12 protein-coding genes are annotated in these 16956 nt (G+C 74.4%); 4 read left to right on the top strand and 8 right to left on the bottom strand.

Annotated elements, in window-relative coordinates; all coding sequences use genetic code 11:
• The gene (locus E5082_RS09400) at nucleotides 1-972 is read left to right on the top strand and encodes an aldo/keto reductase (protein ID WP_135790822.1); all 972 of its coding nucleotides are present in this window, start codon (nucleotides 1-3) and stop codon (nucleotides 970-972) included.
• Nucleotides 973-1039: 67 nt separating this feature from the next.
• The gene (gene metK / locus E5082_RS09405) at nucleotides 1040-2227 is read left to right on the top strand and encodes a methionine adenosyltransferase (protein WP_135790823.1); all 1188 of its coding nucleotides are present in this window, start codon (nucleotides 1040-1042) and stop codon (nucleotides 2225-2227) included.
• Nucleotides 2228-2286: 59 nt separating this feature from the next.
• Here the strand turns inward: metK and E5082_RS09410 are convergent, their stop codons facing one another.
• From E5082_RS09410 to E5082_RS09425, 4 genes are all read right to left on the bottom strand, one after another.
• Entirely contained in the window at nucleotides 2287-3021 is a 735-nt protein-coding gene (locus E5082_RS09410) for an isocitrate lyase/PEP mutase family protein (RefSeq protein WP_135790824.1), read from the bottom strand.
• Nucleotides 3022-3161: 140 nt separating this feature from the next.
• Nucleotides 3162-4553 carry a nitrosuccinate lyase gene (locus tag E5082_RS09415; protein ID WP_135790825.1) on the bottom strand — a complete coding sequence of 464 codons (1392 nt, stop codon included), beginning with the start codon at nucleotides 4551-4553 and terminating at the stop codon, nucleotides 3162-3164.
• Entirely contained in the window at nucleotides 4550-6478 is a 1929-nt protein-coding gene (locus E5082_RS09420; RefSeq protein ID WP_135790826.1) for an FAD/NAD(P)-binding protein, read from the bottom strand. Before E5082_RS09420 ends, E5082_RS09415 begins: the two co-directional genes overlap by 4 nt.
• A 4-nt stretch (nucleotides 6479-6482) precedes the next feature.
• A complete protein-coding gene (locus tag E5082_RS09425; RefSeq protein WP_135790827.1) occupies nucleotides 6483-8216 on the bottom strand; it encodes an AMP-binding protein in 1734 nt (577 codons plus the stop codon).
• A 294-nt stretch (nucleotides 8217-8510) separates the two neighbouring features.
• Between E5082_RS09425 and E5082_RS09430 the strand changes: the two genes are divergently transcribed.
• Both E5082_RS09430 and hisC read left to right on the top strand, forming a co-directional pair.
• Nucleotides 8511-9509, top strand: coding sequence for a hypothetical protein (locus E5082_RS09430; RefSeq protein WP_135790828.1), 999 nt, complete (start codon nucleotides 8511-8513; stop codon nucleotides 9507-9509).
• Entirely contained in the window at nucleotides 9428-10486 is a 1059-nt protein-coding gene (gene hisC, locus E5082_RS09435; RefSeq protein WP_373310022.1) for a histidinol-phosphate transaminase, read from the top strand. Before E5082_RS09430 ends, hisC begins: the two co-directional genes overlap by 82 nt.
• Before the next feature lie 3 nt (nucleotides 10487-10489).
• On the opposite strand, the gene E5082_RS09440 is transcribed toward hisC, so the two are convergent.
• From E5082_RS09440 to E5082_RS32830, 4 genes are all read right to left on the bottom strand, one after another.
• Nucleotides 10490-11737 carry an MFS transporter gene (locus E5082_RS09440; RefSeq protein WP_135790830.1) on the bottom strand — a complete coding sequence of 416 codons (1248 nt, stop codon included), beginning with the start codon at nucleotides 11735-11737 and terminating at the stop codon, nucleotides 10490-10492.
• A gap of 81 nt (nucleotides 11738-11818) precedes the next feature.
• Nucleotides 11819-13024 (bottom strand): ATP-grasp domain-containing protein, encoded by a 1206-nt coding sequence (locus E5082_RS09445; RefSeq protein WP_135790831.1) that lies wholly within the window; start codon nucleotides 13022-13024, stop codon nucleotides 11819-11821.
• Nucleotides 13021-14280, bottom strand: a complete 1260-nt coding sequence (locus tag E5082_RS09450) for an MFS transporter (RefSeq protein WP_135790832.1) — start codon at nucleotides 14278-14280, stop codon at nucleotides 13021-13023. Before E5082_RS09450 ends, E5082_RS09445 begins: the two co-directional genes overlap by 4 nt.
• Nucleotides 14277-16904: an ATP-grasp domain-containing protein gene (locus E5082_RS32830; protein WP_229918781.1), complete on the bottom strand. Its 2628-nt coding sequence runs from the start codon at nucleotides 16902-16904 to the stop codon at nucleotides 14277-14279. The genes E5082_RS09450 and E5082_RS32830 overlap by 4 nt, the downstream gene beginning before the upstream one ends.
• Nucleotides 16905-16956 lie beyond the last annotated feature (52 nt).

Below are 16956 nucleotides of genomic sequence, written 5' to 3' on the forward strand. Positions count from 1 at the left end.
ATGGAGTACACCCAGCTCGGCCGCAGCGGTCTGCGCGTCTCCCGGCTCTGCCTCGGCACCATGAACTTCGGGGTGCACACCGAGGAGTCCGAGGCCCACCGCATCCTGGACGCCGCCCTGGACGCGGGCGTCAACTTCGTGGACACCGCCGACCTGTACGGCTGGCCCGAGCACCCCGGCCTGACCGAGACGGTGATCGGCAACTGGCTCGCGCTGGGCGGAGGCCGCCGCGAGCGGACGGTGCTGGCCACCAAGGTGTACTCCGACATGGGCGACTGGCCCAACGAGGGCGGGCTCTCCGCGCTGCACATCCGCCGGGCGGTCGAGGCCAGCCTGCGGCGGCTGCGCACCGACCACATCGACCTGTACCAGATGCACCACGTCGACCGGTCCGTCCCGTGGGACGAGATCTGGCAGGCCCTGGACGTCCTGGTGACCCAGGGCAAGATCGTCTACGTCGGCTCCAGCAACTTCGCGGGCTGGCACCTGACCGAGGCCCAGGAGACCGCGCGCGCCCGGCACCTGCCCGGCCTGGTGAGCGAGCAGTCCCACTACAACCTCCTGGAGCGCACCGTCGAGCTGGAGGTGGTCCCGGCCGCCCGGCGCTACGGCATCGGCCTGCTCCCCTGGTCCCCGCTGCACAGCGGCCTCCTCGCCGGGGTGCTCCGCGACGAACGCCGGGGCGTGCGGCGCACGGCAGGGCGGGCCGCCGCCGCGCTGGCGAGGAGGCGCCCGCAGATCCAGGAGTACGAGGACTTCGCCGCCGAGCTGGGCCAGGAGCCGGGGCATGTCGCGCTGGCCTGGCTGCTCGCCAACCCGGCCGTCACCGCGCCCGTCGTCGGGCCGCGTACGCCGGCCCAGTTGCACAGCGCCCTCGCCGCGCTCGACGTCGAGCTGGAGCCGAAGGCGCTGGCCCGGCTCGACGAGATCTTCCCCGGTCACCGGCCCGCGCCCGAGGCGTACGCCTGGTGACACCCGGCCGGGGCACCCACCCCGGCCACCCCGCACCGTCAGCAGCCGCTGCAACCCGAGGAGTGTCATGCCCCGCCGTCTGTTCACTTCCGAGTCCGTCACCGAGGGCCATCCCGACAAGATGGCCGACCGGATCAGCGACACGGTCCTCGACGCGCTGCTGGCGCGTGACCCGCGCTCGCGCGTCGCCGTGGAGACCCTGATCACCACCGGCCAGGTGCACGTGGCCGGCGAGGTCACCACGCGGGCCTGGGCCGACGTGCCCGCCCTGGTCCGCGAGGCCGTGCTCGACATCGGCTACGACGCCTCCGCGAAGGGCTTCGACGGCGCCTCCTGCGGGGTGTCCGTGTCCATCGGGGCCCAGTCCCCCGACATCGCGCGCGGTGTCGACGCGGACAGCGAGGATCTGCTGGCCGCCCAGGGCGCCGGGGACCAGGGCCTGATGTTCGGCTACGCGACCGACGAGACCCCGGAGTTGATGCCGCTCCCGATCCGGCTGGCGCACCGGCTGGCCCAGCGGCTCACCGAGGTGCGCCGCTCCGGGAACATGCCGTACCTCAGGCCCGACGGGAAGACCCAGGTCACCGTCGAGTACGACGGGGACCGGGCGGTCCGGCTGGACACGGTCGTCGTCTCCGCACAGCACGCGGCGGACGTCTCGCTGGAGGACCTGCTGGTGCCCGAGGTGCGCCGCAACGTGGTCGACGTGGAGCTGGCGCGGCTGGCCGGGGAGGGCATCGAACTCGACACCGAGGGCTGCCGGTTGCTGGTGAATCCCACCGGGCGCTTCCACATCGGGGGCCCGATGGGCGACGCGGGGCTGACCGGCCGGAAGATCATCATCGACACCTACGGCGGGATGGCCCGCCACGGTGGCGGCGCCTTCTCGGGCAAGGACCCGTCCAAGGTGGACCGCAGTGCCGCGTACGCCATGCGCTGGGTGGCGAAGAACGTCGTGGCCGCCGGTCTCGCCGCGCGCTGCGAGGTGCAGGTCGCGTATGCCATCGGGCGGGCCGAGCCGGTGGGGCTGTTCATCGAGACCTTCGGCACCCACCGGGTCGGCGTCGACGTGATCGGCAAGGCCATCGACGAGGTCTTCGACCTGCGCCCGGCGGCCATCATCCGCGACCTCGACCTGCTGCGGCCGATCTACGCCCGGACGGCGGCGTACGGCCACTTCGGCCGCGAGCTGCCCGACTTCACCTGGGAGCGGACGGACCGGGCGGAGGCGCTCCGCGCGGTGGCCGGGCTGTAGCCCCAACAGGTGCGCCCCGCCCAGGGACTTGGGCGGGGCGCACCTTTTTGTGCCTGCGGTCAGGCGGGCAGCGTGCGGGCGATCTCCGTGAGGGCGGCCTCGGCACGCTGGTGCAGGCCACCACCGAAGGTGACACGGGCGGCACCCAGCCGGCCCAGCTCCGCCGGGGCCGGCCCGTTCGGCAGGTACAGGGCGTTCAGCGGCGCCGGGACGCCCTTGGCCAGCTCGGGCAGCAGATCGGCCGGGGCCAGGATCGGATAGACCACGTCCGCCCCCGCCTCGGCGTACAGGCGGCCCCGGCTGATCGCCTCCTCCGCGTCGCTCGCTCCGTGCAGGAACGTGTCCACGCGGGCGTTGAGCACCACCCGGCCCTCGGCGGCCGCCACGAACTCCCCCAGCCAGCCGGCGTGTTCGCGGGCGTCCTTGAGCTTGCCGGAGGCGTGGTCGGTGTCCTCCAGATTGCACCCGACCGCACCCACGCCGAGCAGCCGCTCCACGATCCGGGCCGGTGCGAGCCGGTAGCCGTCCTCGATGTCGACGGTCACCGGGACGTCGACGGCGCGGATGATCCGGGCGAGCGCCTCGAACACCTCGTCCGCCGGGGCGACTCCCCCGTCGTCGTACCCGAGCACAGCGGCCACCGCGGCACTGGAGGTGGCCAGCACCCGGTGCCCGGCATCCGCGAACACCCGGGCGCTCACCGCGTCCCAGACATTGGGGATCACCAGCGGATCACCGGGTTCCGGCCGCCGGTGCAGCTCACGGAACTCCTCGGTCCGGGTACGACTGGACACAGATGCCTCCTGAAGACGGTCACCACGAACGAGCAGCCGCCAGCGTAGGCAGCGAGGGGCGCGTGCGTCCCCTGCCGCGGTCGGCGTCGCAGCGCGACGCTCGGTGCAGGCAGCCGGGACCGCCGGTCCCGTGCCGCCCCTCAGCGTTTCAGCGCCCGGTCCACCAGCGCCCCCGCCCCACCCGTGTACCGAGCCGGGTCGAGCAGTTCAGCCAACTCCCCGCCGTCCAGCACACCCTCCAACTCGGTCAGCTCCGCGAGGACTTCCCCCAGCGGCACCCCCTCCTCCGCCGCGCGCCCCGACGCCTCGCTCAGCAGTCGCCGCGCTTCCGCCTTGGCGAGGCGGGGCGCCAGGACCGCGGCGAGACGCTCCGAGACGATCTGGCCGCCGGTCAGGGCCAGGTTGGCGCGCATGCGGCCGGGGTGGACGGTGAGGCCGCGGACGAGGTCGAGGGCGGTGTGGGCGGCACCTCCGGTCAGGCGGAGGGACTCGCGCAGGAGGGTCCATTCGGCGTGCCAGGCCCCTGCGGACCGCTCGTCCTCGGTGGTGAGGCACTGCGTCAACCCCGCTGCCAGCAAAGGGAGTTGGAGGGCCGCCGAGCGGATCAGCGTGGCGAGGACCGGGTTGCGTTTGTGGGGCATGGCGGAGGAGGCGCCCCGGCCGGCCGGGGCGGGCTCGGCCGCCTCGCCGACCTCTGTGCGGGCCAGTACCTGGACATCGACCGCGATCTTGCCCAGCGCGGCCGCCGTGTGGGCGAGGGCCGCGCCCAGGCCGGCCACCGGCGTACGCAGGGCGTGCCAGGGCAGGACGGGCCGGGCGAGGCCGGTCTCGTCGGCGTAGGCGGCGGTGAGGGCGTCCAGGTAGCCGCCGGGATCACCGGCGCCGGTGGCGCCGTCGAGGCGGGCGTACTCCAGGTATCCGGCGAGGGTGCCCGCCGCGCCGCCGAGCGCGACCGGCAGGCCGTGGTCCAGGACGCGGCCGAGCCGGTCGGCGGAGTCCAGTACCAGGGACCGCCAGCCCGCCGCCTTGAGCCCGAAGGTGGTGGGCACGGCGTGCAGGGCGAGCGTGCGCCCGGCCATGACGGTGTCCCGGTGCTCTCCGGCGAGGCGGGCCAGCTCCCCGGCGGTGGCACGCAGATCGGCGATGGTGAGGCGCAGCGCGCGGGCGGCCACCAGCATGGTGCCGGTGTCGAGGATGTCCTGGCTGGTGGAGCCCCGGTGGACGTACTCGGCGGCGGCCGGGTCGACGGCGGCGACCACGGCGGTGAAGGCGCGCACCAGCCCGACCACCGGGTTGGCGGTCTCACGGGCCGCGAGGGCGAGCGCGCGGACGTCCAGCCGGCCGGCGTCGGCGGCCTCGGTGATGACGGCGGCGGCTGAGGCGGGTAGGGCGCCGAGCCGGGCCTGCGCCCGGGCCAGCGCGGCCTCGGCGTCCAGCATCGCCTGGAGCCACGCCAGGTCCCCGGTCGCCTCCTCCACCGGCACCCCGGCCCGTACCGGGGACAGCAGGCCGACGTCGAGTCCGGCGCTCATGCCGTCACCTCCGCCGGTCCGGCGGACACCGGGGCGGGCAGGGACAGTACGGCGTGCGCGATGGCGTCGGAGTCCTCCAGCGTCACGGAGCCCACACCGGGCCGGATGCCCGCCGCCGTGACCCAGTGCACGGACTCGGTGGGGACGCCGTAGGCGAAGCGCCGGGGATGGGCGCGTCCGGCGGCGTCCACGAGCCGGTAGGGGCGCGTCGACACGTCGAGGCCGCCGGTCTCGTACACCCCACCGTGCGCGGTGGGTATCCGGTGCGGGCGGCACTGGCCGGTGCTCAGCAGGTGGCGCAGCAGCGGGTCGGCGGTGCGCCGCAGGTCGGGCTCGGGCAGCCGGGCCTCGACGAGCGCGGCGAAGGGCGGGGCGACGTCCGCTCCGCCGAGGGTGCGGGCGATGAAGGCGGGGCCGTGGGCCGCGGTGTCCACGAGCAGGCCGGGCGGCAGGATCTCCACGATCCCGGCTTCGACGAGCGCGGTGAGTTCCTCGATGCGGGAGGCGGGCGGGCCGATGGAGAGGAAGGCGTTGAGCGGGGTGTACCAGGCGTGCAGCTGGTCGCGGTAGGAGGCGCCGTCGATGCCGTCGTGGTCCACCACGAGGCGGATCTCGTTGCGCAGGTCGCGTAGCACGTCCAGCGCGGCCTTCAGCGGGCCGGTGACGTTCCCCGCGCGGGCGTCGGCCACGTCCCGGCGCAGATGCCCGAGCAGCCAGGCACGGTAGTCGGCCACGGAGGTGAACTCCCGGTCCCCGTACGGCCGGGCGATCCGCGCCCAGTCCCAGCGGTCGGCCGCGCCGATGCCGGCCGCGTCGAGAAACGCGTCCTCCTCGCTCTCCGGGACGTGCGGGTAGGCGTTGGCGAAGGCGGTGGCGTGCTGCCCGCGCGCGGTGAGCAGGGCCGCGTAGTAGACGCCCTGCACCTCGCGGGCGATCAGCGGCCACAGGTCGGCCCGGAAGCTCAGCCGCTCGCCGCGCCGGGCGCGTTCACGCAGGGCGGCGACCCTCTCCTGGTCCAGCAGCCGGGGCTCGTGGCGCCCGTGCGCGCCCTTCTGGTTCTCGCCGCGCGCGTGGTACGGCACCCCGCGCCGGGAGCCCGCGAACATGCGGGGTTCCTCGCCGGAGGCCCGGTACACCAGCCGGTCGCCGACCCGCGCGAAGGAGCCGCCCCGGCCGAGCGTGAACAGCGCGAGGTAGTCGAAGAAGTTGAGGCCGAGCCCGCGCAGCAGCACCGGCTGCCCGGCGCCGATGCCGGAGAGGTCGTGGTCGGCGGGGTTGGCGGGTGGCAGATAGGTCAGCCCGTGCGTGGCTGCGAAGTCCGCGAACCGCCGGGTCTCGTCGCCGGGCCGGTTCGGGAGGTGGCCGAGGGCGAGGACGACGGCGTCGAGCCCGGTCAGCCTGGTGCCGTCGGCCAGGAGCACGCTCTGCGGGCCCCCCGGCACCGGCCCGGTGTCGTCCAGGGCGACCGCGCGCGAGGCGTGCACCCGGACGGTGATGTGGGCCGGGGCGGTGGCGAGGAGGCGCCGGAAGACCCAGCGCAGGTAGTGGCCGTAGAAGGCGCGGGTCGGGTAGGAGTCGGGGCCGAGGGCGCGGGCCTCGGCGGCGATCGGCTCGTCGGCGGTACCGGTCGCGGCGAGACGGCGCGCCCACTCGTACAGGCTGGGGCCGTCCTCGACCGGGCCGGCGATGTCGACGCTGTGGTCGGTGAACAGGGTGACCTGGGAGGCCACGGTGTTCATCAGCAGGTGCGGGGACTGCGCCGTGCGCCAGACCCGGCCCGGCCCCGGGGGCGAGGGATCGACGAGGTGGACGGTGAGCCGCTCGCGCGAGGGCGACTTGCGTTCCTGCGCGAGCAGCCGCTCCAGGACGGACACGCCGCGGGGTCCCGCCCCGACGACGCAGATCTCCGAGGGTGTGCTGATCAAGGGGTCACTCTCCGCTGGGCTGTGGAGGGGGCGTGTCCGGTCCGGGGACCGGACGGGGAGCGGGGCGGTGGACGGCGGCGGCCGGGGTGAGCCGGATGGAGACCTCCGCTCCGGCGCCCACCGGCAGGGGCATGGAGAGGTAGTCCGCGCCGTCGCGCACCCGGTCGAGGTAAGGGCCGGTGGGGGCGGAGCCCAGGGCGAGCACGATGGTGCCGGGGCGCATCCGCCCCTCCAGCGCGGTGAGCGCGGGCAGGGTCAGATCGGGTCGGCAGTCGAGCAGGGCGAGGTCGACCGGGGCGGGGGCGCGGCCGAGGTCGTGCAGGCCGGCGTGGCGGACCTCCGCCCAGGGGGCGAGCCCGGCGGCCGTGAGCCGGGCGCGGGTGTCGGCGGCCCGGTGGGCGTCGGGCACATGGCCGACGATGCGTCCGGCACCGTTCGCCCGTGCCCCGGCGGCGAGTTGGTCGAGGGAGCCGTCGGCGGTGCCGTCGAACGCCACCACACAGTCCGCGCGCAGGGAGCGGACCAGGGAGTACAGCAGGCGGCCGATCTCGGGGGTCAGCGGTTCCCCGGCGTGCCGGGCGCGGTCAGGCCGGAGGAGGTGGAGGAACCCGTCGGCGTCGATGGCGGCCCGTACCCCGGTGTGCAGCCAGCCGTCGGCCGGCTCGTCCGAGCCCAGGGAGACGGCCAGCCCGTCTCCCCCGACCAGGAGTTCGCCGTCGGGCCCGATTTCGGCGCGGACGTGGGGCAGCGGCCGCCCGACCGTGCCGGACCTGCGGGCGGCCGGGGTGTTCCAGCTCACCGCGCCGGTGTTCCCGGCCAGCCCGTACCCCGCGTACACCGGCAGCCCGAGCCCCTCGCACTCACGCAGCAGCGGATGGGGCACCTCGGTGCCGCACCACAGCAGCGGTACGCCGGGAGTGCCGAACAGGGCGGCCGGTACCGGTATGCCCTCGCGGCGCGCGGTGCGGGCGGCGCCGATCAGGGCCGTCGCGGCGGACGGGGTGACGGCGAGCGCGGTGGGCCGGACGGTGGCCGTCCAGTCCGGCAGGGCGGCGGCGGGGACACCGCGCGGCGGCAGCAGCAGGCAGCCTCCGTCGACGATGGCCATGGGGGTGGCGGCCACCTGATGGGCGAGCGCGCCCAGCGGGACGGTGACCGCGCAGCGGGCGAAGGCTCCGGCCGGCAACTCGGCCCGCAGCGCGTCGAGATGAGCGTCCACCGCGTGGGCGCGGATGCCGACCCGGCCGGCCGAGCCCGCCGAGGCGGGGAGGATCTTGCAGATCCAGTCCCGGTCGTCGTCGGGGACACGGTAGGCGCCGGGCGCGGAGTCGGTGAGCGCGGCGAGGTCGACCGGGACGACCCGGCAGCCCTCGGGCAGTACGCGCCGGTCCGCCCAGGCGGCCAGCAGGGCCAGGCCGCGGGCGTCGGCGAGGACGGCGGACACGTCCGCGAGCAGGGCGGCCGCGGTGCGCGCGGAGGTGCCGGGCGGCACCGGGCAACCGGTCACCCGCAGGGCCAGCAGGGCGAGTTCGGCGACGACGGCCTCGGCGGTGTCGCCGCACAGGATGCCCACCCTTCGCCGGGGACCGGGGTCCAGGCGGTCCCCCAGGGCGCGGGCGGCACGGGTGATCTCGCGGTAGGAGTGGACGACGGCGGTGCCGTCCTCGGCCGTCACCTCCACCAGCGGCCGGTCCCCGTCCTCGGCATGTCTGCGCAGGACGGTCTCAACGGCCCTCACGCTCGGTTTCCTCCCGTCGGGCGCGCCGCCGGGCGCGGTGGTGACGTCCGCCGGTCAGGCGGTGGTGCACTCCGGGCCGAACCGGTTCCAGCCGACGTCGTCGGACCCGGGCAGCGGAAAGCCGGTGATTGCGCCGTTCATGTCTCCCCCTCTTCGGTAAAGGCAGCGAAAATCAGGGTTCGGGGAATACGCGAGCACCTGTGGGGTTCGCGGTTCGATCCTCCGACAGAACAACCGTCGCCCGTCGGCGAACAAACACAAAAGACCTAACATGCTTCGGGTCGGCGCAGTGCCGTGAAACGAAGGATTGAAATGGAAACAGCTCAGCGTAAATCGGGCACGGAAATGACCGTGGCGCCTCTTCAGGAGCAGGGGCCCGGACCGCTCCGGGAGGCGATAGCCGCCTGCTCGGCCGGCCTCGCCGAGGACGTCCCGGACTACCGCACCACCATGCGCAACGTCGCCGAGGCCCTGAGCGGCCTCTCGCGCGCCGTCGCCGAGCAGGCCGACTGGGCACCCCCGGAGCGGCGACGCCCCTCCGGGGCCCGTCCGGACGCCGGGGAAACCGGCGGCGCGAACTCCGCTTTCCGGTACCTGAACGGCCTTCCGGACATCAACCGGGCCATTCAGAATGAGTTGGCGGGAGCCCGCGAGGAGATCCTCACCGCCCAGCCGGACGGCTCGCGCCCGCCCTCGGTGCTGCGCGACGCGCTCGCCTCGGTACGCCGGCAGCTCGCCGCCGGGGTGGCCATGCGGACGCTCTACCAGCACAGCACGCGGTTCGACGAGCCGACCAAGCAATACGTCAAGGTGGTGACCGAGTTCGGTGTCCAGGTGCGCACACTGCCGGAGTTCTTCGAGCGGCTCATCATCATCGACCGGTCGGCGGCGTTCATCCCGGGCAGCCGGGACCGGCAGACCGCGGTGCTGGTCCGGGAGCCGGCCGTGGTCGGTTTCCTCACGGACGTGTTCACCCGGCAGTGGGACCGCGCCGAACCGTTTCCCTTCGTCCCGGTGCGCGCCGCGGAGGCCGCCGGAGAAGTGATCCCGGACATGCGGGAATCGATCCGGAAACTGCTGATCGAGGGCCGCTCGGACAAAGAGATAGCCCGGCGCCTGGGACTGAGCCTGCGTTCACTGCAAAGCCATGTGGCGCGCCTGAAAGAGGATTATGGTGCGCAGCACCGGCTCCAGCTCGGATATCTCATGGCATTGAGCGATCATTCCCCGGCCGGGCCGGATTCCGGGAATTCCCCGCGCCCTCGAGCGACCCCAGGAGAAACGCGTCCATGACCCGTCACGCGCTGGCCGCGAACGAGAACCCCTACCCGCCGCTGCCCTCGGTGCGGACCGCGCTCACGGAGGCGGCCGGCGGCCTCAACCGCTACCCGGACCGCACGGTGACCGAGCTGGCCGACGCCCTCGCGGGCCGCCACGGTGTGCCGCGCTCGCACATCGTGACCGGCGCCGGATCGGTCGGCGTCACGCACCATCTGCTGCACGCCGTGGTCCGTGACGGCGACGAAGTGCTGTACGCCTGGCCGTCGTTCGAGGCGTACCCGCACCTCACCGAGATCTGCCGGGGCACCTCGGTCCGGGTGCCGCTGCGCGAGGAGCGGCACGACCTGGCGGCGATGGCCGACGCGATCACCCCGCGCACCGCCCTGGCCGTCGTCTGCAACCCCAACAACCCCACCGGCACCGCCGTCACCCGCGCCGAGCTGGAAGCCTTCCTGGACCGCGTGCCCGAGAACGTCCTGGTACTGCTGGACGAGGCGTACCGGGAGTTCGTGCGCGACCCCGAGGTCCCGGACGGCATCGAGCTGTACCGCAGCCGCCCGAACCTGGTGGTGCTGCGGACCTTCTCCAAGGCGTACGGCCTGGCCGCGCTGCGGGTCGGCTACGCGGTGGCGCACGAGGAGGTGGCCGCCCGGATCAGGCACACCGTCGTGCCGTTCGGGGTCAACGCGCTCGCCCAGTCCGCCGCCCTGGCCTCCCTGGCGGCCGAGGACGAGCTGCTGGAACGAGTGGAGGCGGTGGTCAAGGAACGCGACCGGCTGACCAGCGCGCTGCGGCCGATCCTGCCCGTGACCGCGTCGGAGGCCAACTTCCTGTGGCTGCCGCTGGGCGGGCGCACGACGGCGTTCGCGGAGGCGTGCGCCCGCGCCGACGTCGTCGTACGGGCCTTCCCCGGCGAGGGCGTACGGGTCACGGTCGGCTCCCCGGAGGCGAACGACGCCGTGCTGCGGGTCGCGGCGACGCTCGCCTGAGGCTCAGTCCCGTACCGGTGCCGACTCCCGCATCTCCGCCGGGCGTCGCGCCTGCGCCCAGCGCACGGCGGGTTCCATGGCGAGGCCCGCCCCCAGGAACAGCGCGCCCACGACCAGCCAGCCCCCGGTGCCCCAGGACAGGATGAGGGTGGTCAGCAGAAGCGGGCCGATGAGCCGCGCGACGGCGGTTCCGGCGCCGTAGAAACCCTGGTACTGGCCCTGTTTGTCGGCCGGGGCGAGGGCGAAGCCGATCTCCCAGGAGCCGGAGCCGAGCAGCATCTCGCCGAAGACCTGGACACACGCGGCGAGCAGCAGCACCAGTACCGGCAGCCAGGCCGAGGTGCCGGCCGCCGACACCGCGAAGCACACACAGGCCAGCAGCAGCACGATCCCCGCCTGCCGCACGGCGCGCGCGGCCGACCGCAGTCCCGTCACCCGCGCGGCCATCCGCACCTGGAACAGCACCACGCTCAGCGTGTTGAGCACCAGCAGCGCCGACACCGTCCAGCCCGGCGCACCGGTCCGCTGCACGATCCACAGCGGCAGCACCACGCTGAGCAGCGGCATGTACAGCAGCATGACCATGTTCAGCAGCGAGACCAGCGCGTACGGGCGGTCCCGGAGCACGGTGAGGGCGCGTCCGGCGGGCCTGCCGGCCGAGGGAAGCTGCCTCGCGGGCGCGGGCAGCCGGCCGAGGACCCAGGCGGCGAGGACGAAGGTGACCGCGTCCATCGCCAGCGCCGAGAGGTAGGACGCCTCGGTGTCGAGCTGGAGGGCGATGCCGCCGAGGGCCGCGCCCAGGGCGAGACCCGCGTTGACGGTCGACTGGAGGTAGGCCCGCGTCTCGGTGCGCCGGGCGGGTTCCACCAGACCGGCCAGCAGGGCCTGCCGGGCGGCGGCCAGGCCGCATTGGCAGCAGGTGTACAGGCACACGGCGGCGAGGAACGCCGGGTAGGTCCGTACGAGGAGCAGGGAGGCGATGGCGGCGCCGGTGGCCAGCGACATCACGACGGCGATCCCGCGCGGCCCGCGCCGGTCGGCGAGATGGCCGAGCGGCACTCCGACGACGGCGCCGAGCGCCCAGCCGATGGTGAGCGCGGCGCCGATCTGGGTCGGGGACAGCCCGACGACCCGGCTGAAGTACAGCACCGAACACACGTAATAGGCGCCGTCGCCCACGGAGTTGGTGAGCTGCGCCAGGGCCAGGGTCCTGGGCGGTCCGGGTGGGGGGATGATCCGGCTGACGCGCATGCAGTTCCTTCCGTACGGGCTCGTCCCGGGAGGAGTCTTTCCGGCTCGCGGTGGGGCGCGCCACCGGAAAGGCCTTCCCGGCTAGGGCACTTGAGAGGTGACGGTGAAGCGCAGGGTCTCGCGGACGAACTTCACGGCGTCCTCCCGCTCGCTGGGCGAACCGGCGTCGATGAGCACATGCCCGAGCCGCCGGCCGGACGAGGTGAGCGGCTGGACCGTGTCCCCCACGCCCTTGCGCGGCCGTACCCGGACGACCGCCGGGTGCGCCCGCACCTCGTCCAGTCCCGCGATCCCGGTGATGGTGCCTGGCGCGGCCGTGAGGAAGACCGTGGCGGCATGGGACACCGGCCGCTCGGGCAGGGCGGGCAGGGGCAGGCCGAGCGACAGCAGCACCATGGCCTCGTACAGGTCGAAGCCGAAGGTCAGGCCGATCGCGTCGGGCAGATAGTCGCCGGGGGTGCGGACGGCGACCTCCATCAGTACCGGGCCGGTCGCGCTCATCCGGAACTCCAGGTGCACCAGGCCGGTCTCCATGCCGAGGGCGTGGAGCACACCTGAGGTCAACTCCGTCACCTGGGCGGCGGATGCGGGGCCGAACTCGTGGCCGCAGCGGTGGACGAGTTCGACGAAGTACGGCGGTGGGGTGGTCTCCTTGGCGGTGAGGTTCCCGAAGAGGACCTCGCCCTCGCGGACCAGGGCCTCCCAGCTGAACTCGGGCCCGTCGACGGCCGTTTCGACGAGGAGCTGTCCCTCCGCGTCACGACGGGCGACGACCTCCTCGGCCTCCTCCGGGGTACGGATCAGCTCGACGCCCTGACTGCCGGACAGGTTCAGCGGTTTGACCACCACGGGAAGGTGCTGGAGCATCCAGTCGCGGGCCTCGCCGAGCCGGGCCACGTGCAGATACTCCGGCTGCGGGACGCCGTGCGCACCGAACAGGGCACGTTGCAGGGCCTTGTCGCGGGAGACGACCGCCGCGTGCAGCGAGGGGCCGCGCAGTCCGTGCCGCTGCTGGGCGAGGGCCGCGGCGACGACCTGGGGCTCGGCGAAGCCGATCAGACCGTCCGGCACCCGCTCGGCCACGGCGGCCGCGACCGCGCCCGCCCAGGACTCCTCGTGGCCGCCGGGCACCCGGTAGAAGCGTTCCGCGAGGGCGGTGGGGCGGTTCTCCCAGGTCGCGGCGGACTCCAGCGCGCGGGCCCGTACGCCCAGCCGGGCGGCGGCCTCCAGGTACGGGCGGCCCATGGTGCCGACGCCGGCCAGCAGCAGTTCCTTCGGCCCGGTCATGACGCGGTCCTTTCCACGGGGGCCGCCACGTCCGCGGGCGGCGGGGTGCGCAGCAGGCGGGTGACGGGGGTGACGAGCAGCGCGGCCAGGGCGAACGCCGCCGCGAGGCCGACCCAGCCGAGCGGGCCCCCGGCGATCACGACGGAGGTGATCAGCGCGGGGCCCACGATGCGCTGACCGGTGCCGCCGAGGCTGAACACCGAGAGGTAGACGCCCTTGTGGTCCTCGGGGGCGCACTCGTAGCTCAGTTCCCAGCCGCCGGTGGCCTGCCACATCTCCCCGAAGGTCAGCAGTACGCAGGCCAGCCCGAGCACGGCGGCCGCCGCCCAGGCCGAGTCGGGGGCGCCGGACACCGCGAGGGCCGCACAGCACAGGGTGAGGGCCAGCCCGCCGAGCCGCAGCGAGCGCGCCGCGCCGCCCGGGCGTTCCGCGATCCGGGCGACGGGAACCTGGAGCACGATCGACAGCAGGGTGTTGACCAGCACCAGGAAGGGCAGCGCCCCGGGGGGCATCTCGGTGGCCTTCAGCGCCCACAGCGGCAGGCCCACGGACAGGATCGTCACATGCAGGTTCAGGAAGCCGTTGAGGACGGTGAGCAGACCGTACCGCCAGTCCCGGAAACGCCGCACCGCGTCCAGCGGGCCGACCTTGCGCTGGACGGTGTCGGCGCCGTCGAGCCGGAGCCGGGTCAGCATGAGCGCCGACAGGACGAAGGCGGCGGCGGTGCCCAGCACGATGGCCCGGTACGGCCACACGCTGTCGGCGGTCAGCAGCGGCGCCGCGAGCAGCGCGCCGACGGAGAATCCGGCGTTGCGCACGGTGCGGATGATGGCCATGGTGCGGGTGCGGTCGGCGCCCGCCACCGTCGCGGACGCCACCGCCTGGGTCATCGGCTGGGTGGCCGCCTCGGCGGCGGCCAGCGCGCAGGAGACGAGTGTGAAGCCGACCAGCCCGTGCACCAGGCACAGCAGCGCGAAGCCGCCTGCCCGCCACACCTGGAGGGCGATCAGGGTGCGCCGGGCGCCGAACCGGTCCCCCGCCGCGCCGATCGGCACGGTGGTCAGGAAGCCGACGACGCCCGAGATGGCGAGGCCGGTGCCGACCTCCGCCGGGGTCAGTCCCACCGAGCGGACGAAGAACACCGCCGACGCGGCCAGGTAGAGCCCGGTGCCGATCGCGTTGACCAGCGAAATGACCGCGAAGGCACGGCCGTTGGGGGTGGCGGGGACGTAGGCGCGCCAGAAGGAGCGGCTCATCCCTCCTCCCCAGGCACGGACTCCGGCCCGGCCTCGGGCTCGGTCGCGATGTCGATCAGCGCGGCCGCCCGCTCGGCGAGCCGCCTCGCGGCGGCCGGTCCCTCCTCGGCGGTGGCGATGACGAACCCGGCGCGCTCCCACGAACTGGTGACGGGCCGCACCACGCCCCCCGGCTCTACGCCGAGGTGTACCGCGTGCACCCCCTCCGCCTCCCGCGCCCGCCCGGCGCCGGACACCCGCGCGACCCGGCCGGGTGGCGGGGTGAGGAAGCGCACGGCGGCGCCCTTGAGGGCGGGCCGGGGCTCCACCGGCCCGCGTCCCTCCAGCACCCGGAGCAGACAGCTCAGGATGTCCGTGCCGTACGCCTCGTCGATGAGGACGGTGATGCCGCCGCCCGGCATCCGCCCGGCGCACTCGATCAGGTGCGGGCGTCCGTCCGGCCCGGCGAGCAGCCACTCGGAGTGCAGGATGCCGGAGCGGAAGCCGATGCTCTGGGCGAGCCGCACCAGGGACCGGCGCAGCTCGGCGCCGGTGTCCTCGGGCAGCGGGGCGGGCACGGTGTGGCCGGTCTCGACGGGGTGCCGGGAGTCCCGCACGGTCTTGGCGGTGATGTTGAGGAAGCCGACGACGCCTTCGTGGACGACGGCCTCCACGCTCACCTCCGGCCCGTGCAGGCGCTGTTCGACCAGGTAGCGGGCGGGTTCGCGGGGGCGGGCACGGAGAGTCGGCTCGTCGGCGGTGGTGGTGTGGGCCCAGGCCGCGGTGACGTCGTCGTCGGGGCCGAGGAGCTGGACGCCGAGGCTGGCCTGGCGGCCGGCGGGCTTGAGGACGGCTTCTCCGCCGTGGGCTGCCCGGAAGGCGGCGACCGTCTCGGGGCCGGTGGCGGGCGCCCAGTCGGGCTGGAGGGTGCCGGTACCGGTCAGCGCGGCCCGCAGCAGGCCCTTGTCCCGGAGCAGGTGGGCCGCCTTGACGCCCGCGCCGGGCAGCCCCCACTCCTCGGCGAGCGCGGCGGCCGTGACCACGCCGTACTCGACGACGGGGACGACCGCGCGGACCTGCGGCGGCCGGGACACGGCACGGACGAGACGCTCGGGGTGGGCCTCGTCCTGGGTGGGCGCGGGCAGCAGCGCGGCCACGCAGGCGTGGCGGTCAGAGAGCCCGGCGAGCCCGCGTGCCTCGATGACGTCGGGTTCCTCCAGCACCAGCACGGAGCCGACCGGGAGAAGGCCGTCGAGCTTGCCGAGCATGACGGGGCTGTAGCCGACGAGAACGTGGGTGACGGACGCCTCCGGGAGTGCCTCGGCCGCGGTGTCGACGGTGATGGCGGCGCGCACCTCCGCCTCCAGGGCGGCGAGTCCGTCGACGGTCGGCGCGTCGATGATGAAGGACACCGCACGGTCCTCGGAGCTGTGCAGCTCGCCCAGACGGGCACCCCGGTCCTGGTGGACGAGGACCGCGCGCAGGGTGGGCGGAGCGTCCGGCGGGCCGGGTTCGAGGTGCGGCCAGAGTCCGCGTTCCCCGACCCAGGCGGGCGCGATTCCGAAGCCGTCCACGGCCACGTCGCGCAGGATGCCCGGCGTGTGCTCCAGGTACACCTGGCGGGCGAAGCGGGTGGGCGCCGGATAGGTGACGGGTTCACCGAGGGCGATCCGGATGATCTGCCGCTCCAGCGACGCCCCGGTGGCCAGTTCGTACAGCACGCACAGTCCGTCGCCGGGCGGCCGGGCGGCGACCTCCATCAGTACGGGCCGTCCCTCGGCGCCGATCCGCCACTCGGCGTGGGCGACGCCGTCGCGGAAACCGAGGGTGTCCAGGGCGCTCGCGTTGGCGGTGAGCAGCGTCTCGGCGTGGTCGGGGCGGTCGCCGGGCACGGTGTGGGACAGCTCGACGAACGTGGGCGCGTGGGTGTCGGTGGTGTCCTTGCGGGTGACGGAGGCGAAGACGATCCGGCCGCCCTGGACGAGGGACTCGACGGAGAACTCCTGCCCGGCGGCCTTCTCCTCGACGAGCACCGTCTCGTGCGCCGGGTGCCCGGCGAGCAGCTCGCGCAGCCGGGCGGGCCCGTCGACGCTCTCCACCCCGGAACTCGAGTGCCGTCCGGCCGGCTTGAACACCACCGGGTAGGCAAGCGAGGCGACGTCGACCCGGTCGCGCTCGCCGGGCGGTACGACGACGACGGCCGGACTGTACTCGGGCAGGTACCAGCGCTGGAGGTACTTGCTGCGGCAGGCGCGGCTCGCCCGCAGGCCGGGGCCCGGTAAGCCGAGGGCGTCGGCGAGCAGCCCGACCGGTTCGACCTGGGTCTCGCCCACCGCACAGGCCCCGACGATGTCGTACTCCTCGCGCCAGCGCAGGGCGGCGGCCACCGCGCCGGGGAGGAAGGAGTTGTCGCGGCCGGGGTCGCCGTCGACGAAGGCGAAGTCGTGGATGCCGGCGGCCGGATGGGCCGGGTCGGCCGCGCGGGCCAGCGCCTCGTCGCGGGCGCCGGCGGGGGTGATGAGGAGGATCTTCAGGCCGCGCCGGGCGAGTTCGTCCAGGTAGGCCGGTGACCGGCACACCACCAGGAACGATCCCGCCAGTACGAACGCGGGCGGGCGCTGTTCTCTTCGCTGCGGCTCGTCCATCTCCCGTTCCCCCCGAATGTCGTTGCCGATGTCGATGGTGCGTGGCGGCCGG

This window comes from Streptomyces griseoluteus, from assembly GCF_004784465.1.
In the GTDB taxonomy this organism is placed as follows: Bacteria; Actinomycetota; Actinomycetes; order Streptomycetales; family Streptomycetaceae; genus Streptomyces; species Streptomyces griseoluteus.